A 12,961-nucleotide genomic window follows, 5' to 3' on the forward strand; every position below is an offset into this window, starting at 1 on the left:
GGCTACGGCTGGAGTGTGCCGAAGGTGCCCGACGTGAGGACCAAAGGGCTACGTCGTCATTGCCGATATTGCCGCTCCGGCATGCCGCCAACGGCTGATCAGATCCGCGAGGCCGATGCGCTCGAAGTAGCCAACCACTGCGAAGCTCTGGCGATCGCCAGCGCAATAGGCTTCCAGGGCAGCTGCATCGTCCTCGAGCAGCATCCCGAGCGCAACGCGGCTCACCACCCACGGCCCGCCACCGACGCGGCGACCGATGTGATACTGCTCACACCACATGCGCATCGTCCGGATCGACTTACCCGCGAGCTCCGCGGCTTCCTCGACAGAGCAACCCTCTCGGCGATCGAAAGGGATCAGACAGCGAGAGGCGCCGCGGGTTGTTCCCGCCATCCTGTTCGCCGGATGGATGCGGTGCTGCGCAGCGAACGTCATGGCCCCGAATCCTTCGCGGCCACCTCGGTCGCTTCTGGACCGCTCAGCTGCGCCAGCCACCGTTCTGCCTGCCGGCGATCGGCGAGAGCCTGCTCGACGCGTCGCCGCTGATCCTGGTAGCGCGCGAGGATCTCGCTGCAGGCCGCAACGATCTCGGAGATCTCCGGGAAGAACTTGCTCTCGCGCCTGAGCTTCTGGCAGGCCGCAGCGACCACACAGGGCTGGAAGCCTAGATCCACCAGATCGAAAATCGCGGCCTCGAGGAAGATCGGCAGATTGTGCGGCAGCCTCATCCGGCTATCGACCAGCGCCGCAAGACTTGCCTCAACAGCTCCCTCGTCGGGCCCAGCACTCAGGGCAACGTCAAGTGCCTCGCTGACCGCCACAAGCGTTGGAACGGAAGCTGCGTTACTGAGCATGCTCTCCAGGGCTTCGCGATGCTCGGCCTGCTGAAGTGCCCGCCGCTCCGGAGTAAGGCTCAAGCCTATTGCTCGCAGCGTCGGCAGGTAGGTTCTGGCGATCGATCTGCCGTGTTCGCGCAGCAGTCGATCAACCTGCAGCAGATTCTTCGGATCTGCTGGTGCGGCCGGTCCGCGCTTCAGCGGTACTATCGTGGTGGATCGTTGATCGCTAGGCATGGCCAAGTCTCCGGGCCCGGCGCTCCGTCAGGTAGGCCGTGGCACTCTGAGGGTTGGAGTTCTGCTTGAGGGTGGGACCGGCGCTGCCGGGACTACGGGGACGGGCCGGATCCTTCCAGCGCCCATCCAGCAGCCAATTCTTGGCGCTCGCGATGTGGTCGGGATGCTTGCCCTCGACCTCGACGGCGTACCGGCAGGCTGCCTCGACGAGTTGCTCGGGGTCGACCTGTCCGTCCCGCATCAGCCGATCGAACGCTCGACGCGCACCGTCCTCCGCCTCGTGTTTCGGGAAGGCACGCCAGAATCGATCAAAGGCATGTTGGGGGGTAGGGGGGATATATCCCCTCTCAGATGGTTCTTTCAGATGGTTAGTAGGAACGCTCGTTCCGGTTTCTTTGGAACCGCCGTTCCGGTTTCTTTGCTCAAAACCGGCATCTGCGTTCCGCTTTTCTGGCCTGATACCGGAAGCTGTATTCCGGTTTTCTGAGCCGAAAGCGGAATCCTCGTTCCGGTTTCTCAGGATGATTCGATATCTGTTGGAGTCGCCTCGGCCGTGCCGAACCGCGACGCTGAGGTGACCCCGGGAGCGGAGTTGATCGACCGCGTTGCGGACCGACCGCTCGTTGACCTGGAGGATTTCTGCGAGGCGCACCTGGGATGGCCAGGCGTCGCCGCTCTCCCGGTTGAGGTGCTGCCCGATCACGTAGGCCACGTGGAAGGCGAGTAGCGTCAGCTCACGGTCGGCGACGACTTGGTTTTGCCAAGCGATTAGATCGCGTGTGAAGGCGTCACCGGCCATGTCTCAGGCCTCCCGCGCCATGCAGTCGACCGCGTGAAGCTCGTCGGCGATTTCGATCGCGCGCAGGGCTTCCTCCCCGGAGCAATCGGGCCACGTTAGGAAGATCCAGAGGAGCGTTCCCCTGGTGCTCATCAGCTCGGGCGGGTTCTCGACCAAGACGCGAGCGATGATGGGTGCGAGATCGCGTCGGATCATGCGCAGCCTCCCCGCAGGAAGGCCCGCGCCGCGGTGCGGCCGGCGAGCACGCCGACGACCATGCCCCGGCTGTCCAGCACGGCCGTCAGGGCGCTTGCCAGAACCGGGCGGACCGCCCTATCTCTGCGTTCGGTTTCTTTGCGGGAGCCGATCTGCTTAGCGCCGTTGCGGGCCTTCACCCCCGCGACGGCGTTTTCGTTCCTGGAATGGTTTGTCGGGTTGGGCGGGCGGTCTGAAACGTCTTGAGAATCAACGGGGCGAATTCCGCCCAAACCTTCAGCTAAGTGTCTGTACTGACCTGAATTTCTGCGCTTCCCTTGGGAGCGCCACCGGCGCATTTTTTATAAATGTTGGCGGCATTTCACCCCTGGGGGGTGGATGCCCGAGCCCTTAACCCCATAGGGCCGCGCTGCGCCGAAGCCTTTCCAAGCGCTGTCAACAAGCCGTGCTCGCTGCGCCTCGCGCGTGTGGCCGCGCTCGGCGAGGGGGGGGCGGTCGCCTGTTCAAGGCCTAGCGGCCGTGCCGACCTTTCGCCGCTGAAAGACGCAGTTCGTCGTCAGGGATATGCCGGAAATCCGGCGAGTCGGGCGGCTGGTCGCCGACCTGACGCGCGATCGCTCCATGTTGCAGGACGTGCGCAAGCGGGAGGGGTGAAGGCCCGCCGCTCGCCGCGCGATCGCTGGCTCCCTGCAGGTGGCCTGCGGCATCAGCAAGCGCGTGGCCGCATTAGCCAGCGGCTTCGGCCATTCGTCCCAGTGCGAGCGTAAGCGTTCGGGTCCACAGGCGGCGCTGCGCATGCGGCTGGGCGGTGCAAACGCTTCCGGGTGAACACTCCCGTGCCAGACCACCGTGGACCCCGCGGTGAATGGCTGTGCAGGGCTTTCGCTCGGTCGCAGCTTGCGTTTGATCAGGACGTGCTCGTCCGACCCGTCATCCTCGAATGAAAGCTCGAAAACGGAACCGTGCCCTGTCTGCACGGCACAGACGGTTCCGTTCCTCGCGCGTGCTCCCCTGATCAGCGGCAGCGATGGCGCCGTCCATCCCGGCCGAGATAGGTCCCGGTCTGCGGATCGTAGGACCGGAAACGACGCGCGCAGTAGCGGTCATCACCGATGGTGCGATCCGAATCGACGTCGTCGTATCCATAGGTGACCGGAGCGTAGCCGCCGCCATATCCGACGTCATAGCCGTAGCCGTATCCCGGATAACCGTATCCGCCGTAGAGGCCTCCCACGGCCACTCCAAGACCGAGCCCGCCGAGCCCATATCCGCGTCGTCCGTAGCCGTAGCCGTATCCGTAGGGACGTCCGTAGAAGCCTCGGTTCACGCCGTAATGCCGATACAGGCCGTAACCGCGGTGGGCGCTGAGGTCATGGGCGAGCCCGCGATTGGGGAACCCGTGGCCGACGCCTGGCCTGCCGATATGAGGGTTGCCGAAGCCCCGGTGGGCAAACCCACCACCACCGGCCGCCGCGGCTCCGAAATTGTGATTGCCGAAGCCCTGGTTGACGAAGCCTCCGCCGCCCGCCGCAGCTCCGAAATTGTGGTTCCCAAAGCCCCGATTGGCGAAGCCGCCGCCACCCGCTGCAGCTCCGAAGTTGTGATTGCCGAAGCCCTGATTGCTGAAGCCGCCGCCACCGGCGGCTGCGGCCCCGAAGTTGTGGCTGCCGAAGCCTTGGTTGGCGAAACTGCCGCCGGCCTGTGCCCGGGCACCGGTGGGTGCCGCCAAGAGGGCGCCGGCGAGGATTGCCGATGCAATCGCTGTGACCGTCTGGTTCATGGTCGCCACGCTCGCTGTGTTGAGTCTATCTGGATCAACGTCGCGCCAGCGGCGGCCAATCCCGCTTCCTTTTGTCCTGCGACCAGATCGCTGGTCGATCCGACCGATGATCGGGGGCGTGCGATTGTCCCGGCCCGGATACCCTTCGCCACTTAAGCCCTGCAGGCCTGGCCGCGCCGGGCATTCTCTTGCGCTGTATCGTGATAGCTTTGATCGCGGATCCGCGTGTTCTCGACACCTGAGCTTCGGGTCTGGAAAGACCCACCCGGTTCACCGGCGCGGGCCTCTCACGCACGTCGGCAGTCTTTTCACCGAGACCCGTTCCCTCAGTACCGGACGGTGCGGATACCGCCGCCACCGCCACCCACGACGCTCCGGATCACCTCCTTGGTCGACGGGCTGATCCCACCATCGCCACGCAGACGACGCCCATCCGCTCGTTCGAGGCGCGCGACATCGTCGGAGCATCGATCTAACGCATCCCTCACCTTCGACGCGAGGGGACCGCCGCGGTGCGCGCCGGCGCCGCTCATCTCGAACCGCAGGCAGGATGCCAGGTAGCCTTTCAGGTCGTCGAAGGCGGCGGCTTGCGCGCCCGTCGTCATGACGATGAAGAGCAGTGCGGATCGGGCGAGCATGGGGCAATCCGGGATACGGCGGTTGTCCCGGACAACGCGTGAGCCGGCCATTGGTCGCTTCAAGGCTCACCCGGCGGAGGCTGGTGTGCGTGTGTGCTGCCGGTTCGGGACGCCCGTGCGTCCGAGTCCGGCGCCCCGGCGTAACCACCCCCTGCGATCCCATCCCGAGCCGCGTTGCTGTCGGCTCACCGCTTGTGGGTTCAAGTATCCTGACCCAAGCAAGCCATCAGACGCGCACTTAATTCATGTGCCGGCGCCGAGCCTGAACCTCCTGCTGAGCGAGCTTGCGTCCGACCTCCAACAGCAGCGCATCGGCGCGTGCTTTCAGATTCGGATCCTGCAACTGCACGAGAGACTGCTGCGCGGCCAAAAGGAGTTCGGCTGCTCGTTCTAAAGGTGGCATGCAGAGTGGGTGCAACTCACCGCCCGTCGCCGCTCTCGTGCCGGTGCGCGACCGCGTCAGATCGATGATGATGCCCCGTCCCCGGATCGGACGCCCCGATGCGTCGCGAACGGTGTAGCCACGGTCGAGAACCCATCGCGTAACACCGTCAGCCGAAAGCACCCTGTACTCGGCAACGAAAGGGGTGTCTTCGTCGATGCTGCGGCGGATCAAGGCGTGGACATGCTCCTGATCATCCGGATGCATGCCGTCCACAAACGCCGATAGCGGAACGCCTGTGGCTGCGGCGTCCGGATCGACGTTGAACATCAATGCCACGAACGTGTCTGCACGCACCGAGTCCGAGACGATGTCCCAGTCCCAGGTGCCGGCCACCTCGACGGCGTCCAATGCCTGCTGCAATGCAGTGGGGCGAGTCTGGATGTCAACGAGCTTGAGCTTCGGCACCGAGACGCTCACGATTGCTGCGGGACCAACCTTCAGTTGCGAATGTATAAAAGCACTCACTCCGGCTTCAAGAGATATCGAGAACAATATCAACCGGAGCGTGTAATTGGTGCCGGATACGGCACGGATTGTGGTAAGAAGCAGCCGAACTGGCGTTTTTCGCGCCAGCGCGGAGCGAGCGATGGGACAGAAGATGCCGCTTCAAGCGAAGGCCGGGTCGGATGGTTCCTGGGAAAATCGCAGCGACAGCCGCTCCGCAGCCTCGGCCGGCGATGACGCAAGGCGTCTCGTGACCCGCATCGCGGGGGCGCTTCAGGTTCAACCGGACGTCCTTTACGCTCCCGACGCAGCCAATGTGCGAACTCACAGCGCCACGGATGGCGCCGACCTTGATCAGCAGTGCGAGGCGCTGCTGCACGCCTACAGGCGTATCCGAGATCCCGAGGAACGCCTTCGGCTCCTGCTGCTCGTCCAGGATGCGGCTGAGGAGACCGAGGCTCTGATCGGACGCTCTTCCGCCTCGTGAGCAGACTCGCGCGGGGCCGAGCGGCCGGTTTTCGCTCATGAATAGGTTGAACTGACGGCACGCGCCGAGAGATGCGAGGCGTGTCCCGGTCTCGAGACCGGACCACTCAGATACAAGCCTCGCGCAATGATCGCCCTAGTTGTCCGGTGTGGGGAAGGCGACAGGAAGGACGAGGACGAGAGGCCGCGTAACCTATCTCGACGCATCGCTAGAACGTATTGCGGACTGTCATGCGATTCGACTCCGCAGTATAGGGCCAATTAATCCCATCTTTGTGGTCGCAAAGCAGTTTTAGGCGTAAAATCAATGACTTTGTAGTCGTATGAATATCGATTGCCTGCGGTGATGGGTTTCGTGGCGACCATAATGTCTTGGCGGTCGTATTGGAGGATTCCAGGAGGTGCCGGATGCATGGCGGCGCTGTTTCAGAGAATACAGTGCCGCACCTCTGTCGCCCGGTCATTCGGGATTATAGATCGGTTTTCAAAATTTTGCGTTAGGCTCATATCGATCATGTGGGCGCCACAGGTTTCAGCAACCTTTCGGATACTCCGAAGACCTGCATGACGGATCGATTCATCGGGTAACAGGAGGACGGTGGCAGCTTTGTTGGACTCGGCGTGTCCGTTGTTGGGCGTCGTGAGGAGCCAAGAGTTCCCTCCGACCCCCCTTCAGGCCAACGCCAGCCGCCCTACGATCCGTCGGCCGATGTCGCGCGCGCCAGCTTTGGTCGGAAGGCCTCGAACTCAGTCAGAGACGCCCGCATCAGCAATGGATCAACTGCCTCGGAAAAGCGATGATCGCGATCATCCGGATCGAGGAACCCGGGCTGACCCAGCAAGGGGCTCACCAGGCCGCCGTTCAAGGAAGGCGTCGTTCGAGGTATCCGATTGACTGGCCGATCCGAGCCAGCCGCGCCGCATCTTCAAACGGCATCACGGAATTTGCGGCGCTGGAGAAGGCGATCCGGTTATCGCTGCCCTGTTCCGAATGGGCGGGCGACCATGGACGTCCGGCTCCAAGGCGGCGCCGTTACCAAAACCAGATGACGCGGCCGGATACCGCGTAGATGACGAACCAGAGCCCGACAGCCAGAGCAATCGACGCGACGACGAGAGCCGGATGAGGCTTCTTGCGGGTGCGAGAGGACGCGACGGGAGCGATCTGGTCCATGGGTATGGCGTGTTCGGGCCTCGTACCGATCGCATGCATCGAGGTTCCTCGCGCGGAAGACGGAATGTCCGGTGGATGCGGTCAGCAACAAAGGCGCCTTACCAGCAAAACCAAACCCCCGCGTCCTCATCAAAAGATGGATTGACGCCGCGGTGGCCGGTGTCGGATTGCGCACGGCGCACGCATCCGCGATCACCGCCGGGTCTTCCGTCTGCGATTGGCGGGAATATCGGGGACGTTCCGGGACGACGGTGGCGGAGTTTGGCCCCGCATTCCCTGCGCAGGCTTAGCCTTAGGCCGCCGCGCCGGCCATTGCGCAGCGCGCCGCCCGGGCCAGTCGGTCCCCTGTCGGCGGATCGTCGGGCGGCCTCCTGTCGCTTGTTGCACTCCTCAAATGATCGCCACGCCTCGCGGACAGGCGTCCGCGCGACCGTCGAGCGACGTCATTGCATGCGGCACGGCTGTTCCGGAACGTTGGCCTTTCCCGCGGCCCAAGGTCCCGGCTTTGGAAGAATGAGCCAGGTCCGACACGTCGCTGGGCAAGGGCAGCGCGCCCCGATCACGCTTCTCCGAGATCCCGCAGGAGTCTGTCGCGCGCGCGGCTGACGCGGCTCTTCACCGTGCCAGCGGGGCACCCGATCACCGCGGCGGCGGCCTCGTAGGGGAGGCCGTCGATGGCGACGAGGAGGAGCGCTTCGCGATAGGCCGGCTCGAGGCGGTCGATGGCGGCCTGAACCTCCTTCAGTCCGAGGGCGTGATCCTGCGCGGCCGGTTCGGAAACGGTGGCAGCGTGGAGGCCGTCAGGATCCGCGATCTCGAGGCGCCTCTTGCGCCGCCCGTTGATGAAGCCGTTGCGCAGGATGGTGAATAACCAAGCGACCAATCGAGTGCCTGGCTCGTATCGCTCGCGATGCTCCCAGGCCTTGAGCAGCGTGAACTGTACGAGATCATCCGCTTCGGCTCCATCGAAGGTCAGCGACAGGGCGTACCGCCTGAGACGCGGCACCAGCGCGATCAGGTCGTCCTTGAATGCATCGGGAACCTGCCCGCCGGCTTCGGCTGCATCGAGGGCCGCGGACAATCGATCCAGCACGGCGGCGAGCCGCGAGCCGACATCAACCGCCACGACCTCTGAGTAGTATTGCCGCAGCCGATGACCGAGCTGCGCATGGACATACGAGATGACGGGATCGGACGCGTCGGCCAGATCCCGCTTTTCGTCGGCGGGCTGCACGGGAAGCTCTCGTGTCGATAGGATGGAAACATTGTCGCAGCGGACGACACGTCCGGCGGAAGGGCGCGGACTTATCTCTGGTCGATAACGACAGCGTCAATGATGCAGGTATACCAGTGTAAAACGCGAGCGCAGTGGAACCTGCTTGTGCGCAACCCGTTTGTGCCCGGCTGCCGGAGGGGCGGCGCGCGCGGCATGGGGTGCGAGAGCGGTGACGGCGGGCGTCGACAGGCATGAACTCCGGCAGATCATCGCCGGCCTGAGCGAGGGCGTGATCCTGGTCGAGCCCGACCAGACCATCGCGTACGCCAACGCCGCCGCCCTGGCGATGCACGGCGCCGAGAGCCTCGACGAGCTCGGGCCGACCGTGGACGCGTACCGGGACCGGTTCTGCCTGCGCTACCGCAACAACGTCGCGCCCAACCAGTATCCGATCGAGCGCGTCGTCGCCGGCGAGCGCTTCCACGATGTCGTGGTCGAGGTGCGCCGGGCCGACAAGCCCGAGATGGATTTCGTCCACTCGCTGCGCAGCCTCGTGGCCACGGACCGCGACGGCAAGCCGAGCTGCCTCGCGCTGATCCTCAAGGACGTCTCCGACCAGTTCGAGGCCGAGGAGCGGTTCGAGCGGACCTTCAACGCCAACCCGGCTCCGGCGGTGATCACCCGGCTGTCCGACCTGCGCCACGTCAAGGTCAACACCGGCTTCCTGGAGATGACCGGCTTCACCCGCGACGCCGTGATCGGCCGCAGCGTCTACGAGGTCGACGTCCTGGCCGGCGCCCGCAACCGCGACCTCGCGGTCGCGCGCCTCGAGTCCGGCGGCACGATCCCCCAGATGGAGGCCTGCCTCGACCTGCCCGACGGCGGCAGCCGGTTCGTGATCGTCGCCGGCCAGCCGATCGCGATGGGCGACGAGCCGTGCATGCTGTTCACCTTCGCCGACCTCGAACTGCGCCGGAAGGCCGAGACGGCCCTGCGCCAGAGCGAGGAGCGCTTCGCCAAGGCGTTCCGGATGACGCCGGTGCCGACCGTGCTGGTGCGGGCGGACACGTTCCAGGTCACCGGCATCAACGAGGCGTTCAGCCGGGTCTTCGGCCACGGCGAGGACCGGATCGTCGGGCGCAGCCTCGACGAGGCCGGGCTGTGGGTCGCCGACAAGCAGCGCCTGCAGGTCGAGGCCGCCCTCGACCGGCACGGCTACGTCCTCGGGGTCGAGGTGTGCCTGCGCCACGAGAGCGGGACGAACCTGGACTGCCTGGTCTCGGCCGAGCGCGTGACCATCAACGATGCCGAGTTCGCCCTGCTGGTCCTGCAGGACATCACCGAGCGCAAGCACACCGAGCGGGAGCTGTTCGACGCGATCGAGACCGTGATGGCCGACACGTCGTGGTTCAGCCGCGGGCTGATCGAGAAGCTCGCGACCCTGCGCCGCCCCGGCCGGGAGGCCGCCGAGGGGGCGGCGCCGAACCTGACGGTGCGCGAGCGCCAGATCCTCAACCTGATCTGCTCGGGCCTCGGCGACGACGCGATCGCGCGCAAGCTCGGCCTGTCGCGCAACACGGTGCGCAATCACGGCGCCGCCTTGTACCGCAAGATCGGCATCCACAAGCGCAGCGAGGCGGTGGTGTGGGGGCGCGAGAACGGCTTTCCGCTGAGCAGGCCTGACGGATGAATACCGCCGTACCGGTATGGACGGACCATTGATCGGGCGATGTCCGCCCTCATCTTCCGCGCGGCCAGGGCTCTTCCGCGCAGGATGAGGCGCCCGCGACTGAGCCCCCTCGCCGGCGCCGCCCCACCGCGACGCCCCCTGGCGACGCCCCCCGGCGACGCCCCGTCGCGATCCCCCCTCGCGACGAACCACGACGACCACCACCACCGGAGTGACAGCGTGACCACCATCCAGACCGTAGCAACGCCCCTCGCGCCGGACGCGCACGCCGACACGCGCGCCGTCCTGCTCAACCAAGTGTCCTGGGGGGCGATCTTCGCCGGCGCCGTCACCGCCCTGGTGACCCAGGTGATCGTCAACCTCGTCGGCGTCGGGGTGGGCCTGGCCTCGGTGGGCACGACGGCGGCCGACAATCCCTCCGCCTCGACCGCCTCGATGGGCGCCGGCATCTGGTTCGTGGCCTCGGGCATCGTCGCCTCGCTGGCCGGCGGCCTGATCGCCGGCCGGCTCTCGGGCAAGCCCCTGCCGGGCGCGGCCGCCCTGCACGGTCTCGTGTCCTGGGCGGTGACGACGCTGGTCGTGCTCTACCTGCTGACCTCGGCCGCCAGCGGCCTGGTCGGCGGCACGCTGAGCACGGTCTCGGGGGCGCTCGGCGGCGCGGGCAACCTCGTGGGCGGCACCGTGCAGACGGCGGCCCAGGCGGCGGCGCCGTCGCTGGCGAAGATCTCGAACCCGCTGGACGGCATCGAGCAGAAGGTCCGCCAGCAGACCGCCGGCCAGGACCCGCAGGCGGCCCGCGACGCGGCGGTGGCGGCGATCAAGGCGCTGTTCACGGGTGACGCGTCGCAGAAGCAGCAGGCCGAGGCCCGCGCGGCCGACGCCCTGGCCAAGGCGCAGAACATCCCGGTCGATCAGGCCCGCCAGCAGATCCAGGACTACGAGACGCAGTACGACCAGGCGGTGGCCACCGCCAAGCAGAAGGCCGAGGCCGCGGCCGTGACGGCCAAGTCGGCGGCCACGCAGGGCGCCTTCTACGCGGCGCTGGCGCTGATCCTCGGGGCCCTGGCGGCCTTCCTCGGCGGCCGCCTGGGCGCGCCGAAGCCCGCGACCCTGCTCGGCGCCTACGAGACCCGGCGCGTCTGACCGCCCTCGGCGCCCGCGCCTCCATGCGGGCGCCGCCCATCCCCGACGGGCGGAACGCGCCCGGCCGGGATCCCCGACCCCCCTCCAACCGCACGGAGCACACGCGATGAGCAGCACCACCGACAAGATCAAGGGCCTGGCCAACGAGGCGATCGGCAACGTCAAGCAGGCGGCCGGCAAGGCCACGGGCAACGACAAGCTGGTGGCCGAGGGCAAGGCGCAGGAGCTCAAGGGCGAGGCCCAGAAGACCGTCGGCGACGTCAAGGACGGCGCCAAGACCCTCGCCGACAAGATCACCGGCAAGCACTGATCCTCATCCCGCGGCGCCGGGCCACCGGCGCCGCCCCTCGGCCCATGTCCGGTACGGTGCCGGGCCGAACCGCTCAACGCGCGGGAGCAGAGCCGATGCGGCACTTCGCCAGCCTCTTCCTGCGTCAGGAATTCGTCTTCCTGGTGCTCGCCATCCTGCTGAGCGTCGGCGCCGGCGTGGCCTACTGGGTGTCGCGCGCCACCGTCCTGACCATCGCGGTCGCTCCCAAGGACGGGACGGAGCCGGCGCTGATCCAGGCCTACGCGGATGCCCTGGCCAAGCGCCACAAGGAGATTCGACTCAAGATCATACCCTTCGACGACGTGCGCGACAGTGCCGAGGCGCTGCGTGACGGGCGGGTCGATCTGGCGATCGTACGCCCGGACGTCGAACTCCCCGACAACGGCCTGACGTTGGCGATCCTACGCGACCAAGCGATGATCATCGCCTCGCCGGAAGCCGCCGGGATCGACCGCTTCCCCGATCTCGATCGCAAGCGCCTCGCGATCCTGGCCCATCGGGACGCCGACGAGGCGCTCATCCGCGCCATGCTGGATCACTATGGTTTGACGCTGGTCACCACCGAGCCGGAAGGCGGTCTGCCGCCGCGCCACGTCGCCCTGGTCGAGATGGCCGAGAGCGACCTGGGAGCGGCCTTCGCCCGCAAGCGGGTCGACGCAGTGATCTCGGTCATCGCGCCGACCGCGCCGACGGCCCAGCGGATCGTCGGCCTCGTCCAGGCGGCCAGCCGCAACCGCAAGATCTCCTTCGTGGATGTCGAGAATGCCGAGGCGATCGTCGCGCGGCTGCCGCGTCTGCAGGTGGTCACCATGCCGGCCGAGACCTTCGGCGGCAGCCCCAAGGTGCCGGCCGACGACGTTCACACGGTCGGCGCTTCGTACCGGCTGATGGCGCGGTCGAGCCTCGCACGCTCCGTGGCGGCCGACGTCACGCAGCACCTGTTCGAGCTGCGCAGCGCGATGGCGAACGTCACGCCGGCCGCCGACTACGTTCAGGCCCCCGCCTATGACGGCACCGTCGGCGCGACCAGCGCGAGGCTGCCCATCCATCCCGGCGCCGTCGACTATTACGAGCGCGAGCAGCAGAGCTTCATCGAGCGCTATGAGACTTGGATCTACCTGCTCGCCTTCCTGGGCGGCGGCATCGGCTCGGCGCTCGCGTGGATCGGCCAGCGCCTGTCGCGCCTCCGCCGCGAGCGCGTCGAGGAGGCGACCGACCGCCTGCTGCAGATCCGTCAGGAGGCGCAGGAGACACCGGATTCCGGACGTCTCGAGATCCTGGCCCGGGAGATCGACGATCTCGCGGGCGACATCGCCAAGCATGCCCTGGAGCGCCCGACCGAGGCCCGGACGATGTCGGCGGCGACCATCGCCATCGACGCGGCCCGTTCGACGGTGAAGCGCGCCATCACGGCTGGCCGGAGCGCGGATGACGGCTTGGGCCTGGCCGGCAGAGCCGTCGCGGCAGACGCGGCCCAGACGCCGGCATGACCCGATGCGGCGGCCCACCGCCGTACCACCCGGGCTTCGGCCCGCACTAAGGAAGGA

General features: G+C 66.8%; 14 protein-coding genes and 1 pseudogene. 7 read left to right on the forward strand and 8 right to left on the reverse strand.

Features of this window, described 5'->3' with window-relative positions; translation table 11 throughout:
* Positions 1-48: 48 nt before the first annotated feature.
* Genes P9K36_RS30750 through P9K36_RS30765 form a run of 4 tightly spaced genes read right to left on the reverse strand, consistent with a single transcriptional unit; the run spans position 49 to position 2,067 of the window.
* Complete coding sequence (locus P9K36_RS30750) at positions 49-435, reverse strand: hypothetical protein (protein WP_278306386.1); 387 nt, start codon at positions 433-435, stop codon at positions 49-51.
* Positions 432-1,073, reverse strand: a complete 642-nt coding sequence (locus P9K36_RS30755; protein WP_278306387.1) for a hypothetical protein — start codon at positions 1,071-1,073, stop codon at positions 432-434. Before P9K36_RS30755 ends, P9K36_RS30750 begins: the two co-directional genes overlap by 4 nt.
* Positions 1,066-1,872, reverse strand: coding sequence for a helix-turn-helix domain-containing protein (locus tag P9K36_RS30760; RefSeq protein WP_278306388.1), 807 nt, complete (start codon positions 1,870-1,872; stop codon positions 1,066-1,068). Before P9K36_RS30760 ends, P9K36_RS30755 begins: the two co-directional genes overlap by 8 nt.
* A 3-nt stretch (positions 1,873-1,875) precedes the next feature.
* Positions 1,876-2,067 (reverse strand): hypothetical protein, encoded by a 192-nt coding sequence (locus P9K36_RS30765; RefSeq protein WP_278306389.1) that lies wholly within the window; start codon positions 2,065-2,067, stop codon positions 1,876-1,878.
* 516 nt (positions 2,068-2,583) lie between these two features.
* On the opposite strand from P9K36_RS30765, the pseudogene P9K36_RS30770 reads away from it, so the two are divergent.
* Positions 2,584-2,871: pseudogene (locus P9K36_RS30770) on the forward strand (IS3 family transposase); the annotation flags it as partial.
* Positions 2,872-3,082: 211 nt separating this feature from the next.
* On the opposite strand, the gene P9K36_RS30775 reads toward P9K36_RS30770, so the two are convergent.
* The 3 genes from P9K36_RS30775 to P9K36_RS30785 all read right to left on the reverse strand — a co-directional run bounded on the left by P9K36_RS30775 (position 3,083) and on the right by P9K36_RS30785 (position 5,335).
* Positions 3,083-3,847 (reverse strand): BA14K family protein, encoded by a 765-nt coding sequence (locus P9K36_RS30775; RefSeq protein ID WP_043760524.1) that lies wholly within the window; start codon positions 3,845-3,847, stop codon positions 3,083-3,085.
* Positions 3,848-4,173: 326 nt separating this feature from the next.
* On the reverse strand, positions 4,174-4,485 hold the full coding sequence (locus P9K36_RS30780; protein ID WP_043350233.1) for a hypothetical protein: 312 nt from the start codon (positions 4,483-4,485) through the stop codon (positions 4,174-4,176).
* Positions 4,486-4,723: 238 nt separating this feature from the next.
* Positions 4,724-5,335 (reverse strand): PAS domain-containing protein, encoded by a 612-nt coding sequence (locus P9K36_RS30785; protein ID WP_043761764.1) that lies wholly within the window; start codon positions 5,333-5,335, stop codon positions 4,724-4,726.
* A gap of 181 nt (positions 5,336-5,516) precedes the next feature.
* On the opposite strand from P9K36_RS30785, the gene P9K36_RS30790 reads away from it, so the two are divergent.
* Together P9K36_RS30790 and P9K36_RS30795 are read left to right on the forward strand one after the other, a co-directional pair.
* Complete coding sequence (locus P9K36_RS30790; RefSeq protein ID WP_052083783.1) at positions 5,517-5,861, forward strand: hypothetical protein; 345 nt, start codon at positions 5,517-5,519, stop codon at positions 5,859-5,861.
* A gap of 796 nt (positions 5,862-6,657) precedes the next feature.
* On the forward strand, positions 6,658-6,930 hold the full coding sequence (locus tag P9K36_RS30795) for a hypothetical protein (protein ID WP_158498483.1): 273 nt from the start codon (positions 6,658-6,660) through the stop codon (positions 6,928-6,930).
* Between the two features lie 663 nt (positions 6,931-7,593).
* Here P9K36_RS30795 and P9K36_RS30800 read toward each other — a convergent pair.
* Entirely contained in the window at positions 7,594-8,268 is a 675-nt protein-coding gene (locus tag P9K36_RS30800; RefSeq protein WP_111473182.1) for a sigma-70 family RNA polymerase sigma factor, read from the reverse strand.
* A gap of 211 nt (positions 8,269-8,479) precedes the next feature.
* On the opposite strand from P9K36_RS30800, the gene P9K36_RS30805 reads away from it, so the two are divergent.
* The 4 genes from P9K36_RS30805 to P9K36_RS30820 all read left to right on the forward strand — a co-directional run bounded on the left by P9K36_RS30805 (position 8,480) and on the right by P9K36_RS30820 (position 12,904).
* On the forward strand, positions 8,480-9,940 hold the full coding sequence (locus tag P9K36_RS30805) for a helix-turn-helix transcriptional regulator (RefSeq protein ID WP_043759706.1): 1,461 nt from the start codon (positions 8,480-8,482) through the stop codon (positions 9,938-9,940).
* 219 nt (positions 9,941-10,159) lie between these two features.
* The gene (locus P9K36_RS30810) at positions 10,160-11,083 is read left to right on the forward strand and encodes a hypothetical protein (protein ID WP_043350219.1); all 924 of its coding nucleotides are present in this window, start codon (positions 10,160-10,162) and stop codon (positions 11,081-11,083) included.
* 106 nt (positions 11,084-11,189) lie between these two features.
* Entirely contained in the window at positions 11,190-11,393 is a 204-nt protein-coding gene (locus P9K36_RS30815; protein WP_111473181.1) for a CsbD family protein, read from the forward strand.
* Positions 11,394-11,488: 95 nt separating this feature from the next.
* A complete protein-coding gene (locus tag P9K36_RS30820) occupies positions 11,489-12,904 on the forward strand; it encodes a TAXI family TRAP transporter solute-binding subunit (RefSeq protein WP_043345428.1) in 1,416 nt (471 codons plus the stop codon).
* Positions 12,905-12,961 lie beyond the last annotated feature (57 nt).

The organism is Methylobacterium sp. 391_Methyba4 (assembly GCF_029691625.1).
Classification (GTDB): domain Bacteria; phylum Pseudomonadota; class Alphaproteobacteria; order Rhizobiales; family Beijerinckiaceae; genus Methylobacterium; species Methylobacterium fujisawaense.

Excerpts from the sequence above, each read along its gene's own strand:
- P9K36_RS30790 (WP_052083783.1), top strand. The coding sequence starts at position 5,517 with ATGGGACAGAAGATGCCGCTTCAAGCGAAGGCCGGGTCGGATGGTTCC.
- P9K36_RS30765 (WP_278306389.1), bottom strand. The coding sequence starts at position 2,067 with ATGATCCGACGCGATCTCGCACCCATCATCGCTCGCGTCTTGGTCGAG.
- P9K36_RS30820 (WP_043345428.1), top strand. The coding sequence starts at position 11,489 with ATGCGGCACTTCGCCAGCCTCTTCCTGCGTCAGGAATTCGTCTTCCTG.
- P9K36_RS30795 (WP_158498483.1), top strand. The coding sequence starts at position 6,658 with ATGATCGCGATCATCCGGATCGAGGAACCCGGGCTGACCCAGCAAGGG.
- P9K36_RS30750 (WP_278306386.1), bottom strand. The coding sequence starts at position 435 with ATGACGTTCGCTGCGCAGCACCGCATCCATCCGGCGAACAGGATGGCG.
- P9K36_RS30775 (WP_043760524.1), bottom strand. The coding sequence starts at position 3,847 with ATGAACCAGACGGTCACAGCGATTGCATCGGCAATCCTCGCCGGCGCC.
- P9K36_RS30755 (WP_278306387.1), bottom strand. The coding sequence starts at position 1,073 with ATGCCTAGCGATCAACGATCCACCACGATAGTACCGCTGAAGCGCGGA.
- P9K36_RS30760 (WP_278306388.1), bottom strand. The coding sequence starts at position 1,872 with ATGGCCGGTGACGCCTTCACACGCGATCTAATCGCTTGGCAAAACCAA.
- P9K36_RS30815 (WP_111473181.1), top strand. The coding sequence starts at position 11,190 with ATGAGCAGCACCACCGACAAGATCAAGGGCCTGGCCAACGAGGCGATC.
- P9K36_RS30780 (WP_043350233.1), bottom strand. The coding sequence starts at position 4,485 with ATGCTCGCCCGATCCGCACTGCTCTTCATCGTCATGACGACGGGCGCG.